Source organism: Micromonospora sp. ATA51, assembly GCF_016802855.1.
Lineage (GTDB): Bacteria > Actinomycetota > Actinomycetes > Mycobacteriales > Micromonosporaceae > Micromonospora > Micromonospora sicca.
This window is the reverse complement of the sequence record NZ_JAEVHJ010000167.1, coordinates 1-13,988: the sequence shown is the minus strand read 5'-3', so window position 1 is coordinate 13,988 and position 13,988 is coordinate 1. Positions and strand designations below refer to the sequence as shown.

The following is a 13,988-nucleotide window of genomic DNA, read 5'->3' as shown; positions in this document are numbered from 1 at the left end:
CGCCCGCCGGCTACGGCCGGTACGACGAGCCGACCGGCGCCTTCGCCGGCGGGTATGACGCCCCCCGCGGCGGGTACGACGCGCCGCGCGGCCCGGGTGGCCCCGGCCCGATGGGTCCGGGCGCCCCGATGGGACACGGCGGCCCGCCGTCGCGCGGCCTGCCCCCGGGCCCGGGCGGATACGGCCAGGAGCCGGGCGGGTACGGCCAGGACGACCAGCGCTTCGACGGCTTCGAGGCCGGCCGGCACGGGCGTGCCGACATGACCGCCGAGATCCGGATGTCCGAGCGGGAGCTGCGGGACATGCGCGGCCGTGGCCCGGCCGGCCCGCCGGCCCTGCCGCAGCAGGGCATGGGCGGGGGTCCGCCGATGGCCGGTCCGCCGGTCGGTGGCCCGCCGATGGTCGGCCCCCCGATGGCCGGCCCGCCCGGCAGCGACCTCTACCGGGTCGACCAGATCCGGCGCAGCTTCCAGGTGCGCCGCTTCGGCAGCGGCTACGACCCGGACCAGGTGGACCGCTTCTTCGAAAGCCTGCTCGGCGGCATGCAGGGCCGCAATCCGATGCCGGTCAACCCGAAGGACCTGGACACCCTGCGCTTCGGCCTGGTGCCCGGTGGCTACTTCGAAGCCGAGGTCGACGCCGCCCTCAAGGACGTGCAGGACATCCTCTTCGGCCGCTGAGCCCGTACGACGACGAAGGCCCGCCCCCGACGGGGGCGGGCCTTCGCGCGTTGCTGGTCCTGGGTGCCGGGCCGGGTCAGTGCCGCAGGCCGTTGCGGCGCAGCACCGAGTCGCCGATGACGATGGCCAGCAGCAGCACGGCGAGCCCGACCAGCCAGATGTCCTCGACCTTGCCCTCGTGGTTGCCGCAGAGCGCCATGAGCACCAACGCCACCGCCGAGAGCACCGCCCCGATCCGCCCGGACTTGCGGTGCCCGGGCTTGTGCTGATCTGGCGCGGTTACCGGCTCGCTTCCTGCCACTGTCGGTCCTTCCCTCGCGATCGGATCTCCGGTTAGTCTGGCACGCCCCGCGCCGGCCCCGGCGCAGGGTCCGACCTGTCTGGGGGACGGCATGACCCGCGCGGACGACCGTGAGGTACTGAAGACGGCGTACGAGGCGTGGGAGGCGGAGAACTGGCCGGTCGCCGCCGAGCTGCTGGAGCGGCTGGCGCGGCGGCACCCGGACCACTCCGGTGCCGGGATCTGGTGGTACGACGCGGCGCTGGCGCACAAGTTCCTGCGCAACTGGGCGAAGGCGTACGAGCTGGGCCGGGAGGCGGCGGCGCGGGCGGAGCGGGACAGCCAGGACCCGGCGTTCTGGAACCTGGGCATCGCGGCGACGATCATGGAGGACTGGGCCACCGCCCGGGACGCCTGGCGGGGCTTCGGGGTGGACCTGCCCGACGGCGAGGGCGAGATCGCCGAGGATCTCGGGCCGGGCCTGGTCCGGCTCAACCCGACCGGGCCCGCCGAGGTGGTCTGGACGCGCCGGCTCTGCCCGACCCGGGCCCGGGTGTTGAGCGTGCCCACGCCGGAGTCGGGTCGCCGGTTCGGCGAGATCGTGGTGCACGACGGCGAACCCAAGGGGCGGCGGGAGGTCGACGGCCGTAGCTACCCCGTCTTCGACGAGCTGCTGTTGTGGCGGGGGTCTGCGCTCCCGACCTCGGTGGTCCGGGTCGACGTGGCCCGGGCGGACGATGTGCGCGCCCTGGTCGCGGTCTTCGAAGAGCGGGACTACGGGGCGGAGCCGTGGAGCAGCTTCGCGGCGATCTGCACCTGTTGCAGCGAGGACACCCTGAACCACGACGCCGACCACGCCGTCACCGGCGAGCAGCGGGTGAGCCTGGCCGCCCCGGTCGACGAGATCCCCGCCCTGCTGGAGAGCTGGCGGGCGGCCGCGCCGGAGCGGCGGAGGTGGACCGGCACGGTCGGGGGCTGATCCGGCCAGGGTCGTCGGACCCGGGTCGGCGGGGCGGATCGGCACTAGCGGCGTCGCGGGTCGGCGACCACACTGCCTCAGGTAGCGTCTTTGACGTACACCTTGATTGTCTTTTTGAGGGGGACTGCGGTGCGAGTGACCGGTACGGGACATGCCAGCATGCGGATCGACACGGCCGCGGGCAGCATCCTGTGCGACCCGTGGGTCAATCCGGCCTATTTCGCCTCCTGGTTCCCCTTTCCGGACAATTCGCTGCTGGACTGGGAGACCCTGGGTCAGGTCGACTACCTGTACGTCTCGCACCTGCACCGGGACCACTTCGACGCCAAGCACCTGCGCGACCGCATCTCGAAGGACGCGACCGTCCTGCTCCCCGAGTTCCCCACCTCGGAGATGGAGGACGAGCTGCGGGAGCTGGGCTTCACGAAGTTCCTCAAGGCGCCGAACGAGCAGGTCGTGGAGCTGCCCGGCGGCCTGAAGATCATGATCCAGGCGCTGACCAGCCCGACCGACGGCCCGATCGGTGACTCCTCGCTCTGGGTGGAGTACGACGGCGTCCGGCTGCTGAACCAGAACGACGCCCGCCCGACCGACCTGACCGTCTTCGCCGAGCTGGGCCACGTGCACGCGCACCTGCTCCAGTTCTCCGGCGCGATCTGGTATCCGATGGTCTACGAGCTGCCGCAGGCGGCCAAGACCGCGTTCGGCAAGCAGAAGCGGGACCGGCAGTTCGACCGCACCTGGCGCTACATCGACGACCTCAAGGCCGACCACGTCTTCCCGATCGCCGGGCCGCCCTGCTTCCTCGACGACGCGCTGTGGCAGTTCAACGACATCCACGGCGACGAGGGCAACATCTTCCCCGACCAGTCGGTCTTCATGGCGGAGTACGCCAAGGTCGGCGGCACCAACGGAATCGTGCTGCTGCCCGGCAGCGTCGCCGAGATCACCACCGAGGGCGCGACCACCACCCACCCGGTGCCGGTGGAGGAGTTCTTCGCGGACAAGGTCGCCCACCTGGAGGAGATGCGGGAGCGCAAGCGCTCGGTCATCGAGGCGGAGAAGGCGTCCTGGCGGCACCCCGAGGTGGACGTGCTCGGCGAGATGAAGCGCCGGATCGAGCCCCTGCTGGACGAGTCGATCTACCTGGCCAAGGGGGTGGGCGGCCCGGTCCGCTTCGACCTCGTGGGCTACGACGGGGAGAGCGTCGAGTCGATCGTGGTCGACTTCCCGGGCAAGGAGGTCCGGCCGTACGCGGACGAGAAGGTGCGCTACCGGTTCCGTACCGAGCGGGCGCTGATCGAGCACCTGCTGCACATCGGCGAGGTGGACTGGGTCAACTCGCTCTTCCTCTCCTGCCGCTTCTCCGCGGCCCGGATCGGCCAGTACAACGAGTTCGTCTACGCCTTCTTCAAGTGCCTCTCCGAGGAGCGCCTCCAGTACGCCGAGGGCTGGTACGACGAGCACGAGCGGGCCGTCGACGCCGAGGACATCACGCTGGACGGCTGGGTGGTGCAGCGCCGCTGCCCGCACCTGAAGGCGGACCTGAGCCGGTTCGGCATCGTGGAGGGCGAGCAGCTCACCTGCCAGCTGCACGGCTGGAGGTTCGACCTGTCCAGCGGTCGCTGCCTCACCAGCGTCGGCCACAAGATCCGCGCCCACCGCGCCGACGAGCAGACCCCCGCCCCCGCCGGCGAGGCGCTCAGCTGACGACCGGGCCGGCGCGCCGACGGCGCAACGGCCGCACCTCCGATCCGCGCCCGCGCGGCCCCTCCCTGCGCGATCATGCAGTGGTGGTGGGTGGCGAAAGTCGCAGACCGGCACCGACCGGACACCAGCGAGAGCGGGGCGGGGCGTGACGGCGGCAGGCGGAGAAGAGAGGGAGTACCGGTACCGGCGGGACCGGGAGATGGCCCGGGACCCGTCCCGGGTGGAGACGTTCAGCGACGGGATCTTCGCGGTCGTGCTGACGGTGATGGCCGTCGAGCTGCTCCAGTACGGCCCGGCCAGGGCCGGCGGGAGGCAGCTCCCCGACGCCCTCGCCCACGCCTGGCCGTCCTACCTGGCGTACGTGATCACCTTCGGGATCGCCGGCCAGATCTGGCTCGGCCACCACAACATGTGGCGGTACGTGGTCCGGGTGGATCAGGTGCTGCTGGTGTTCAACCTGCTCCTGCTGCTCTTCGTGGCCGCGATCCCGTTCACCGCCGACCTGCTCTCGGACAACCTGCGCGGCAGCGCGGCCGAGCAACGGCTGACCGCCGCCCTCTACGTCGGCACCGTGCTCGGTGAGTCGCTCTTCTTCAACCTGAGCTGGTGGTGGGCTCGGCGGCACCGGCTGCTCCACCCCGACCTGGATCCCCGGCTGGCCCGGGCGGTCGCGCGGCGATTGCTGCTGCGCCCACCGCTCTATCTGATCGCCTTCGCCTTCGTCTTCGTCGACCCGATCCTCAGCCTCTTCCTCTACCTGCTGCTCGTCGGCCTCTCCCTCATCCGCCGCCCCGGCGACCTGCCCCGATTCTCCGCCGAAGGCGGCGGGGAGGTCAGCGACCGAGGTCGGTGAGGATGCGGCGGGCGGCGTTGTGGCCGGCGGCGCCGATGACGCTGCCGGCGGGGTGGCAGCCGGCGCTGCCGGCGTAGACCCCGTCGACGCCGGTGGCGTACGGCATCCGGTCGGTGAACGAGACGGTGTTGTCGACGTGGTGGATGTGGCCGCCGGTGATGCCGAAGTGCGCCTCGATGCCGGGCGGCGGGAGCGGCACCGCGTCGGCGATCAGGTCGCCGGCGCCGGGGGCGTAGCGTTCGCAGATCTCGATCAGGCGGGACACGTAGCCGGGCAGCGCCTCGTCCCAGGTTGTGCCGGCCAGCTCGTAGGGGACCGACTGGACGAAGAGCGCCGAGGAGTGGTGCCCGGCCGGGTCCGACAGCGACGGGTCGACGGTGGTGTGCAGGTACCACCCGATGGTCGGCTCCTCGGGCAGCCGGCCGGCCTGCACGTCCGCCCACATCGCGCGCAGCGCCGCCATCGGCGACTCGCCGCCGGCCCCCACCAGCGACGCCGAGCCGGGCAGCAGGTGGATGGTCGAGCCGAACGGGCTCGGCGCGTCCGCCGGCAGGCAGGAGAAGCGGGGCAGCCCGGTCAGCGCCAGGTTGAGCTTGAGCGTGGTGCCGGGCCGCCGGACCGCCGCCATCCGCTCGGCCAGGGGCGCCGGGAGCGCGCCGTCGGGCAGCAGGTCCATCAGCCGGTACGGGTCGCAGGCCCCCAGCACCACGGAGGCGGCCACCTCCCGCCCGTGCCGCCACGGCGGCAGCAACGGCCGTACGGGGCTGGATGCGGTGACGGTGCGGGTAGTCCAACGGGCAGGGGATTTCCCGGTCGCACATGCCGTGCGCCGGGGTCCAGCCGGCCATGCGACCAGCCAGGTGCCGTGGCTAAGCCGGGCCTGTCCGGCTGGTTGCTGTCCGCCGTTCCGGCCCTCGCGTTCATGGGGCTTTCCAAGCTGGTGCTGTCCGGGAAGCCTGCCGCCCAAGTTCCGGAACGACCCGTTGTGACGCCCCGGGAAGCCCCGGAAGTAGCCGCCCCTCCCGTGGCCGGCGGGCAGCGTGCTGCTCAAGCCGCTGCCGGGCCGTGACGGCGTGACCCCCACCGACGACATCGAGATCGGCTGGCACCTGCACCCCGACTCCTGGGGGCACGGCTACGCCACCGAGGCGGCCCGGGCGGTGCTCGACCGGGAGTTCGCCGACGGCGCCCGGCAGGTCTACGCGGTGGTGATGGCGGGCAACGAGGCGTCGACGGCGGTGGCCCGCCGGCTCGGCATGACCCATCTCGGCGTCCGCACCGACTGGTACGGCGGCGCCGAACTGGAGACCTTCGTTCTCAACCGTCCCGACTGACCGGTTCCGCCGCGCGCCCATGCCTGGAACAGGGGGTGTGCAGGCGAGCTGCGGCCCTATCGTCGGCGCCGTGCTGATCCGCTTCGACGGCGCCCCCGATCGGGTCCGCTTCACCGCCCGTACCGGCGGCACCTGCGCCAGTTGTTCCTGCCGTACCGGGGCACCGGCCTCGAAGCCAACCTGGTGGAACTGGTGTTCCTGCCGACCTACGCGTCCCGGCTGAACTGGATCGAAGCCGAGTTCGCCGCAGTGGGCTACTTCGCGCTCAACGGCACCGACCACCGCAGCCACGCCGAGCAGGACGCCGCCATCGGCGACTACATCCGCTGGCGCAACCACCGCGCCAAACCGAAATCCGGATTCGCCACCGGATCCAAAATCCGCCACCCGGATTACCCGTTCAAGGCTGTATGACGAGGCACTGGTTCGCGGCGCTGCGGGTCTAGGGGTAGCGGTCCAGGATCGGACAGACCTGTCGAGGTGACCGGCCGACGGCGGTGCGCGCGGTCGGGACGGCCATAATCGACGCGCCTGGCGAACTCGTCAATCAGGATCGGAGCGACCATGACCCTGCCGACACCGCCCAAGAGCGGCCCCGCGCCGAGCGGCGTCCCAGATCGTGCGCGCGTCGTCGTGGTGGGCGGCGGGATCATCGGGACCTCCGTCGCGTACCACCTCGCCCACCTCGGGTGGACCGACGTGGTGCTGCTCGAACGCGACCAACTGACGTCCGGCACCACATGGCACGCGGCCGGCTGATGGTCACGTTCGGCTCGACGTCCGAGACCTCCACCGAGATGCGCAGGTACACCCGCGACCTGTACGCCCGACTCGAGGCCGAGACCGGGCTCGCCACCGGGTTGAAGCAAGTCGGCTTCATCGAACTCGCGACCGAACCGGGCCGCCTGGAGGAATACCGCCGCGTCTCGGCGTTCAACCGGTACTGCGGAGTCGACGTTCACGAGATCTCGCCGGGCGAGGTCAAGAAGCTGTTCCCCCTCGCCCGCACGGACGACCTGCTCGCCGGCTTCTACGTGCCGCAGGACGGCCGGGCGAACCCTGTGGACGTCACGATGGCGCTCGCCAAGGCGCCCGGATGAAGGGGGTGAAGATCTTGGAGGGCGTCCCGGCCACGGGCGTGCTGCGGCGGGGCGGCGCGGTGACAGGCGTACGGACGCCGTACGGCGACATCGAGGCCGAGTACGTCGTCAACTGCGCGGGCATGTGGGCCCGCCAGCTCGGCGCGGCTGCGGGCGTGAACATCCCGCTGCAGGCGGCCGAGCACTACTACCTGATCACCGAGCCCGTCGAGGGCGTCGACGGATCCCTGCCCGTACTCGAAGACCCGGCGTCGTACGGCTACTTCCGCGAGGAGGGCGGCGGGCTGATGCTCGGGCTCTTCGAGACCGTCTGCGCGCCCTGGAAGATCGAGGGCATCCCCGACAACTTCTCGTTCGGGGAGCTACCGCCCGACTGGGACCGGATGGCGCCATACCTGGAAAAGGCGATGGAGCGGATCCCGGTCTCGATGGAGGTGGGCGTCCGCAAGTTCTTCTGCGGGCCCGAGAGCTTCACCCCCGACCTGCAGCCGATCGTCGGCGAGGCGCCCGAGCTGAAGAACTATTTCGTGGCGGCCGGGCTGAACTCCATCGGCATCCTGACGGGGGGCGGGATCGGTCGCGCACTCGCCCACTGGATCGTCGACGGCCGACCGGACATCGACGTCACCGGCATCAACATCGACCGGCTGCACGCCTACCAGAGCAACCCGGAGTACCGGGCGACGCGCACGGTCGAGTCGCTCGGCATGGTCTACCAGTGCCACTACCCGGGCCGCTCGATGCAGACCGCTCGCAATGCGAAGCTCTCCCCGCTGCACCACCGGCTCGTCGAGCAGCGCGCGTACTTCAAGGACGTGAGCGGTTGGGAGGGTGCCGACTGGTACGCGCCCGAGGGTGTCGAGCCGAAGGTCGATGCGCTGTCGTGGGGGCGGCAGAACTGGTTCCCGTACTGGGAGGCCGAGCACCGCGCCGCCCGCGAAGGCGTGATCCTCATGGACATGTCGTTCATGTCGAAGTTCCTCGTGCAGGGACGCGACGCTGGACGCGAACTCGAGCGCATCTCCGCCAACCGCGTCGACGGCGAGGCGGGCGTCATCACCTACACGCAGTGGCTCAACGAGGGCGGGACGCTCGAGGCCGACCTCACGGTTACCAAGCTCGGGGACGACCGGTTCTGGGTCGTTGCCTCGGACACCGCGCACCGGCACGTCGAAGCGAGGATGCGCCGCCACTTCGGGGACGCGCACGCGTTCGTCACCGACGTCTCGGGTGGCTACGCGCAGATCAACATCCAGGGACCGCGCTCGCGGGAACTGCTGGCGTCGGTGACGACGCAGGACATGTCCAACGAGGCGTTCCCGTTCCGCACGGCGCGCGAGATCGACCTCGGGTTCGCCCGCGTGCTCTGCATCCGCATCACCTACCTCGGCGAACTGGGGTATGAGCTCTACGTCCCCGCCGAGCAGGCCGTGCACGTCTACGACCGGCTCGTCGAGGCGGGCCGGGCGGTGGGTCTGCGGCATGCCGGGCTCAAGGCGCTGTCGAGTCTGCGGATGGAGAAGGGCTACCGCGACTACGGGCACGACATCGACAACACCGACTCGGTCCTCGAAGCCGGTCTTGGCTTCGCAGTCGCGCTCGACAAGCCGGGCGGCTTCATCGGCCGCGAGGCCGTGCTGGCCAAGAAGGCCGAGGGGCCGCTCACCCGCCGGCTCGTGCAGGTGCTGGTCACCGACCCCGAACCGTTGATGTTCCACGCCGAGGTCGTGCTCCGCAACGGCACGCCGGTCGGCTACATCCGGGCGGCCTCGTACGGCTTCTCGCTCGGCGGGGCGGTCGGCCTCGCGATGGTTGACGCACGCCAGCCGCTCGATCAGGCGTGGATCGATTCCGGCAAGTGGACCGTCGAGATCGGCGCCTCGACCTACCCGGCCGTGGTCTCGCTGCGACCGCTCTACGATCCCGCCAACAAACGGATAAAGATGTGAGGGGTAGGAGTATCCACCGATCTCATCGAGCTCTATCTCATCCACCCTGGGCATGACCGTAATCTTGAGCCAGGTTCTTGACGCGGGACAGGCCGGCGCATCAGTCTTTGACACACTCGGCGAACAGGTTGATCGATTCGGGCTCGTACATCACGCGGGTGGTCGGGCGTCCGAAGTCCGATGCCTGGAAGAGCCGGTCCAGGTCCTCCTCAGTCCGGTGGACGAGCCGCCAGTCCAGCACGTGGTCCATCAGCGCCTTGGTCACGTTGCGCGGATGGAAGTTGCCGACGATGAGGCGCCCACCGGGCCGCATCGGTCGGTGTGACGACGCGTGGACCGCACGAGCAGCGCTCGACCTGTTGCCGGAGAACTCGGCCCGCGCGTGGAGGTGCTGCGTGGCTGCGTCGTGGTCACGCCCGGATGCGGGCCCGACCGGCGGGCGGTGCAACGGGAGCTCGCCTATCGCCTCCGGCAGGCGGGACGATCGGCTCGCGTGTGGGCTTACCACTCGGTCAATGTCATCTCTGGGATGATATCTTTATCCCGGATCTCGCCATGTTGCGCACTCCGGGAGGCGGCCGAACGGCGATTGACATCTCATCGGCGGTCCTGCTCGGCGAGATCGTGTCGCCGGCCGACCACCGCAGCGGTGTGATCGACCGGCGTCGCGAGTACGCCGCGGCCGGGGTTCCCCTTCTTCCTCCGGGTCGACCTGCGTAACCGGGTTCCTGCGCTGGCCCTCCACGAGCTGGTCGAGGGGGAGTATCGGCCGCTCTCCGCCGCAGCCGCCGGCACCACCTTCGTCATGCGGCAGCCGTTCGAGTTCTCGGTCGACCCGGCCGATCTGCTCGACGAGGAGGCGCCGGTGGAGGAACCGGACGGCGGGGAGTGAGGCTCCCAGCGGGCGTTCAGCACCGTTGGGGAAGAATGGCCGGGTGACCTCTCCCCGCGACCTCGTCCTGCTCGGGTCCACCGGCTCGATCGGGACCCAGGCCATCGACATCGTCCGGCGCAACCCCGACCGGTTCCGGGTGGTCGCGCTCGGCGCGGGCGGCGGCAACGTCGAGCTGCTCGCCGCGCAGGCCCTCGAACTGGGCGTGGAGGCGGTCGGGGTGGCGAAGGCGTCCGCCGCGCAGGACCTCCAGCTCGCCTTCTATGCCGAGGCGAGCCGGCGCGGCTGGGCCACCGGCGACTTCAAGCTGCCCAAGATCGTGGCCGGGCCCGACGCGATGACCGAACTGGCCGGGTGGCCGTGTGACGTGGTGCTCAACGGGGTGGTCGGCTCGCTCGGGCTGGCGCCCACCCTCGCGGCGCTGCGCGCCGGCCGTACCCTCGCCCTGGCGAACAAGGAGTCCCTCGTCGCCGGCGGCCCGCTGGTGGAGGCCGCGGTGACGCGGCCGGGGCAGATCGTTCCCGTCGACTCGGAGCACTCGGCGCTGGCGCAGTGCCTGCGCGGCGGCACCCGCGGCGAGGTGCGGCGGCTGGTGGTCACCGCCAGCGGCGGCCCGTTCCGGGGCCGGCGCCGCGACGAGTTGACCGAGGTCGCGCCCGCGCAGGCCCTCGCCCACCCGACCTGGAACATGGGTCCCGTCGTCACGATCAATTCCGCCACCATGGTCAACAAGGCGCTGGAGGTGATCGAGGCGCACGAGTTGTTCGACGTGCCCTACGCCGACATCGAGGTGATGGTCCACCCGCAGTCGGTGATCCACTCGATGGTCGAGTTCGCCGACGGCTCGACCCTCGCGCAGGCCAGCCCGCCGGACATGCGGCTGCCCATCGCGCTCGGCCTCGGCTGGCCGGACCGGGTGTCGGGCGCCGCCGCCGCGGTCGACTGGACGAAGGCACACACCTGGGAGTTCTTCCCCCTGGACGACGCCGCGTTCCCGGCGGTCGCGCTGGCCAAGGCCGCCGGTGCGGCCGGGCGCTGCCGGCCGGCGATCTACAACGCGGCCAACGAGGAGTGCGTGGCGGCCTTCGTCGCCGGGCGGCTGCCGTTCCTCGGCATCGTCGACACCCTCGAGCGGGTGTTGGAGGACGCTCCGGACTTCGCCGAACCAGGTACCGTCGAGGACGTGCTCGCCGCCGAGTCGTGGGCACGAACGCACGCCCAGGAGATCATCGCGGCGTCGGTGGAAGGAGCTTGATGGCAAACCTGCTCGGGGTGGTGCTCTTCGCCCTGGCGATCCTCATCTCGGTGAGCCTGCACGAGGCGGGGCACATGCTCACCGCCAAGGCTTTCGGGATGAAGGTCACCCGGTACTTCGTCGGCTTCGGCCCGACGCTGTGGTCGTTCCGGCGGGGGGAGACCGAGTACGGCGTCAAGGGCATCCCGCTCGGCGGCTTCTGCAAGATCGTCGGGATGACGCCGCAGGACGACGACGTCGACCCGGCCGACGAGCCGCGGGCCATGTGGCGCTACCCGGTCTGGAAGCGGACGATCGTGATGTCCGCGGGCTCGATCACCCACTTCGCGCTGGCCCTGGTCGCGCTCTGGGTCATCGCCATGTCCGCCGGCCTGCCCAACCCGGACTTCCCCAGCACGGAGCAGGAGTTCCGGGCCCAGCCCGCGGTCGTCTCCCTCGCCCCCTGCGTGGTGGTGGAGAACGCCAACCGCGCCTGCCAGGCCGGCGACCCGGCCAGCCCGGCCGCCAAGGCCCAGCTCCGCGACGGCGACCGGATCACCGCCGTCAACGGCAGGCCGGTGAGCAGCTGGGGCGACATGCTGGACGTGGTACGCGGCACCAAGCCGGGCACCGCCACCGTCGAGTACGTGCGCGACGGCACACCGGCCACCGCCACCGTCGACCTCGCGTCCGTGCAGCGCCCGCCGCTGGACGACCCCAAGGGCGCCACCGCCGCGGTCTCCGCGCTCGGCGTCGCGCTCCAGCCCAGCACCCCGGCCCGGCTGACGTACGGGCCGGTCGGCGCGTTCGGCGCGACCGCGGACTTCACCGGCACCATGGCGGTGGAGACCGTGCACGCCATGCAGCGCATCCCGCAGAAGGTCCCCGCCCTCTGGACCGCCATCACCGGCGGCGAGCGGGACGTGGACACCCCGATCAGCGTGGTCGGCGCCAGCCGGCTCGGCGGCGAGGCCGTGGAGAACAACGCCTGGTTGATCTTCTTCATGCTCTTCGTCTCGCTGAACTTCTTCATCGGCGTGTTCAACCTGCTGCCGCTGCTCCCGCTGGACGGCGGGCACATCGCCATCGCCTGGTTCGAGCGGCCCGGTCCTGGCTCTTCGCCCGGCTGGGCCGTCCCGACCCGGGCCGCGTCGACTACCTCAAGCTCATGCCCATCACGTACGCGGTGATCCTGATCGGTGGCGTGTTCACGCTGCTGACCATCACCGCGGACGTCGTCAACCCGATCACGCTCTTCCCAAGGTGAGTGCTGAAGTGACCGCTGTCAGTCTCGGTATGCCCCCCGTACCGCCGCCGCCGCTCGCCCCGCGTCGGGTCAGCCGCCAGATCATGGTCGGCTCCGTACCGGTCGGTGGGGGTGCGCCGGTCTCGGTGCAGTCCATGACCACCACCCTCACCGCCGACGTCAACGCCACGCTCCAGCAGATCGCCGAGCTGACCGCGTCCGGCTGCCAGATCGTCCGGGTCGCCGTGCCCAGCCAGGACGACGTGGAGGCGCTTCCGGCCATCGCCAAGAAGTCGCAGATCCCGGTGATCGCCGACATCCACTTCCAGCCGAGGTACGTCTTCGCCGCGATCGACGCCGGCTGCGCGGCCGTCCGGGTCAACCCGGGCAACATCCGGCAGTTCGACGACAAGGTGAAGGAGATCGCCAGGGCGGCCGGCGACGCCGGGGTGCCGATCCGGATCGGCGTCAACGCCGGCTCGCTGGACAAGCGGCTGCTCGCCAAGTACGGCAAGGCCACCGCCGAGGCGCTGGTCGAGTCGGCGCTCTGGGAGTGCTCGCTCTTCGAGGAGCACGGCTTCCGGGACATCAAGATCTCGGTCAAGCACAACGACCCGGTGGTGATGATCCGGGCGTACCGCCAGCTCGCCGAGCAGTGCGACTACCCGCTGCACCTGGGCGTGACCGAGGCCGGCCCGGCGTTCCAGGGCACCATCAAGTCGGCGGTGGCCTTCGGCGCGCTGCTGGCCGAGGGGATCGGCGACACCATCCGGGTCTCGCTGTCGGCCCCGCCGGTGGAGGAGATCAAGGTCGGCAACGCGATCCTGGAGTCGCTGGGCCTGCGCGAGCGGGGCCTGGAGATCGTCTCCTGCCCGTCCTGCGGCCGGGCCCAGGTCGACGTCTACAAGCTGGCCGAGGAGGTCACCGCCGGCCTGGAGGGGCTGCCGGTGCCGCTGCGGGTCGCCGTGATGGGCTGCGTGGTGAACGGCCCGGGTGAGGCCCGCGAGGCGGACCTCGGCGTCGCCTCGGGCAACGGCAAGGGGCAGATCTTCGTCAAGGGCCAGGTCGTGAAGACGGTCCCGGAGGCGCAGATCGTCGAGACGCTGATCGAGGAGGCGCTGCGGATCGCCGACGAGATGGGCGCCGAGATCCCCGAGGAGCTCCGCGACATGGTCCCCGGCCCCCGGGTCACCGTGCACTGACGTTCCGACGCACCGTCGCAGAGGGCGGCCGTCCCCGTGGGGGAGGGCCGCCCTCTGCGCGTACGCGGGTCGGTGGTCACTCGGATTCGGCGAGGATGGCGTAGAGCTTGCGGCGGGTCTCGTCGAGCACCTGGGCGGCCCGTTCGCGCTGGTCGTCGGTGCCGGTCATCATCACCTGGCGCAGCGCGTTCATGGCCTGCGCGCCGGCGTCCCGGATGTCGTGCCAGCTGTTGACCGTGTTCTCGGCGAACTCCCCCCAGGGTGGGGTCTGCGCCGCCTCGGTGGCCTCCGCGCGCCCCTGGTCGGTGAGGTCGAACCGCTTGCGCCCGCCGCCCGACCCGTCGGTGGCGACGATGACGCCCTCGTCCTCCAGCAGTTGGAGGGTGGGGTAGATCGAGCCGGGGCTGGGCCGCCAGGCCCCGCCGGTGCGGGAGTCGATCTCCTGGATCATCTCGTAGCCGTGCATCGGCCGCTCGGTGAGCAGGGCCAGCACGGCGCCCCGCACGTTGGGCCGCCGTCCCCGGCCCCG

11 protein-coding genes and 5 pseudogenes are annotated in these 13,988 nt (G+C 71.1%); 12 read left to right on the top strand and 4 right to left on the bottom strand.

Features of this window, described 5'->3' with window-relative positions; genetic code table 11:
* A pseudogene (locus JNW87_RS23215) lies at nucleotides 1-680 on the top strand (cell division protein DivIVA); the annotation flags it as partial.
* Between the two features lie 76 nt (nucleotides 681-756).
* Here the strand turns inward: JNW87_RS23215 and JNW87_RS23210 are convergent.
* Entirely contained in the window at nucleotides 757-981 is a 225-nt protein-coding gene (locus JNW87_RS23210; protein WP_236648443.1) for a DUF2631 domain-containing protein, read from the bottom strand.
* A gap of 91 nt (nucleotides 982-1,072) precedes the next feature.
* Between JNW87_RS23210 and JNW87_RS23205 the strand changes: the two genes are divergently transcribed.
* The 3 genes from JNW87_RS23205 (at nucleotide 1,073) to JNW87_RS23195 (ending at nucleotide 4,502) form a co-directional block, all read left to right on the top strand.
* Nucleotides 1,073-1,939: a tetratricopeptide repeat protein gene (locus JNW87_RS23205; protein ID WP_109804830.1), complete on the top strand. Its 867-nt coding sequence runs from the start codon at nucleotides 1,073-1,075 to the stop codon at nucleotides 1,937-1,939.
* A 129-nt stretch (nucleotides 1,940-2,068) separates the two neighbouring features.
* Entirely contained in the window at nucleotides 2,069-3,649 is a 1,581-nt protein-coding gene (locus JNW87_RS23200; protein WP_238454389.1) for a Rieske 2Fe-2S domain-containing protein, read from the top strand.
* Nucleotides 3,650-3,848: 199 nt separating this feature from the next.
* On the top strand, nucleotides 3,849-4,502 hold the full coding sequence (locus tag JNW87_RS23195; protein WP_109804828.1) for a TMEM175 family protein: 654 nt from the start codon (nucleotides 3,849-3,851) through the stop codon (nucleotides 4,500-4,502).
* Here JNW87_RS23195 and JNW87_RS23190 read toward each other — a convergent pair.
* Nucleotides 4,483-5,226: pseudogene (locus JNW87_RS23190) on the bottom strand (phytoene desaturase family protein); the annotation flags it as partial. The gene JNW87_RS23195 and the pseudogene JNW87_RS23190 overlap by 20 nt on opposite strands.
* Before the next feature lie 307 nt (nucleotides 5,227-5,533).
* On the opposite strand from JNW87_RS23190, the pseudogene JNW87_RS23180 reads away from it, so the two are divergent.
* The 5 genes and pseudogenes from JNW87_RS23180 to JNW87_RS41655 all read left to right on the top strand — a co-directional run.
* Nucleotides 5,534-5,836: pseudogene (locus JNW87_RS23180) on the top strand (GNAT family N-acetyltransferase); the annotation flags it as partial.
* A gap of 192 nt (nucleotides 5,837-6,028) precedes the next feature.
* Entirely contained in the window at nucleotides 6,029-6,250 is a 222-nt protein-coding gene (locus JNW87_RS23175; protein ID WP_309234029.1) for a transposase, read from the top strand.
* Between the two features lie 150 nt (nucleotides 6,251-6,400).
* Entirely contained in the window at nucleotides 6,401-6,595 is a 195-nt protein-coding gene (locus tag JNW87_RS39715) for an FAD-dependent oxidoreductase (RefSeq protein ID WP_255544229.1), read from the top strand.
* Nucleotides 6,577-7,694: pseudogene (locus JNW87_RS41660) on the top strand (FAD-dependent oxidoreductase); the annotation flags it as partial. The gene JNW87_RS39715 and the pseudogene JNW87_RS41660, both read left to right, overlap by 19 nt.
* Nucleotides 7,677-8,885 carry an aminomethyltransferase family protein gene (locus tag JNW87_RS41655; protein WP_375373536.1) on the top strand — a complete coding sequence of 403 codons (1,209 nt, stop codon included), beginning with the start codon at nucleotides 7,677-7,679 and terminating at the stop codon, nucleotides 8,883-8,885. The pseudogene JNW87_RS41660 and the gene JNW87_RS41655, both read left to right, overlap by 18 nt.
* A gap of 100 nt (nucleotides 8,886-8,985) precedes the next feature.
* Here JNW87_RS41655 and JNW87_RS23160 read toward each other — a convergent pair whose 3' ends face one another.
* Nucleotides 8,986-9,150, bottom strand: a complete 165-nt coding sequence (locus JNW87_RS23160) for a hypothetical protein (RefSeq protein WP_161557984.1) — start codon at nucleotides 9,148-9,150, stop codon at nucleotides 8,986-8,988.
* Nucleotides 9,151-9,820: 670 nt separating this feature from the next.
* Here JNW87_RS23160 and dxr point away from each other — a divergent pair.
* The 3 genes and pseudogenes from dxr (at nucleotide 9,821) to ispG (ending at nucleotide 13,459) form a co-directional block, all read left to right on the top strand.
* Nucleotides 9,821-11,032 carry a 1-deoxy-D-xylulose-5-phosphate reductoisomerase gene (gene dxr / locus JNW87_RS23155; protein WP_238454386.1) on the top strand — a complete coding sequence of 404 codons (1,212 nt, stop codon included), beginning with the start codon at nucleotides 9,821-9,823 and terminating at the stop codon, nucleotides 11,030-11,032.
* Nucleotides 11,032-12,278, top strand: a pseudogene (locus tag JNW87_RS23150) (RIP metalloprotease). The gene dxr and the pseudogene JNW87_RS23150 overlap by 1 nt, the downstream one beginning before the upstream one ends.
* Before the next feature lie 8 nt (nucleotides 12,279-12,286).
* Nucleotides 12,287-13,459, top strand: coding sequence for a flavodoxin-dependent (E)-4-hydroxy-3-methylbut-2-enyl-diphosphate synthase (gene ispG / locus JNW87_RS23145; protein WP_238454385.1), 1,173 nt, complete (start codon nucleotides 12,287-12,289; stop codon nucleotides 13,457-13,459).
* A 76-nt stretch (nucleotides 13,460-13,535) separates the two neighbouring features.
* On the opposite strand, the gene JNW87_RS23140 is transcribed toward ispG, so the two are convergent.
* Nucleotides 13,536-13,988: PadR family transcriptional regulator (locus tag JNW87_RS23140; RefSeq protein ID WP_238454384.1), on the bottom strand; the 453-nt coding region annotated here is incomplete at its 5' end.

Coding starts and splice junctions, on each gene's coding strand:
- JNW87_RS39715 (WP_255544229.1), top strand. CDS start 6,401: ATGACCCTGCCGACACCGCCCAAGAGCGGCCCCGCGCCGAGCGGCGTC.
- JNW87_RS41655 (WP_375373536.1), top strand. CDS start 7,677: ATGCAGACCGCTCGCAATGCGAAGCTCTCCCCGCTGCACCACCGGCTC.
- JNW87_RS23195 (WP_109804828.1), top strand. CDS start 3,849: ATGGCCCGGGACCCGTCCCGGGTGGAGACGTTCAGCGACGGGATCTTC.
- JNW87_RS23205 (WP_109804830.1), top strand. CDS start 1,073: ATGACCCGCGCGGACGACCGTGAGGTACTGAAGACGGCGTACGAGGCG.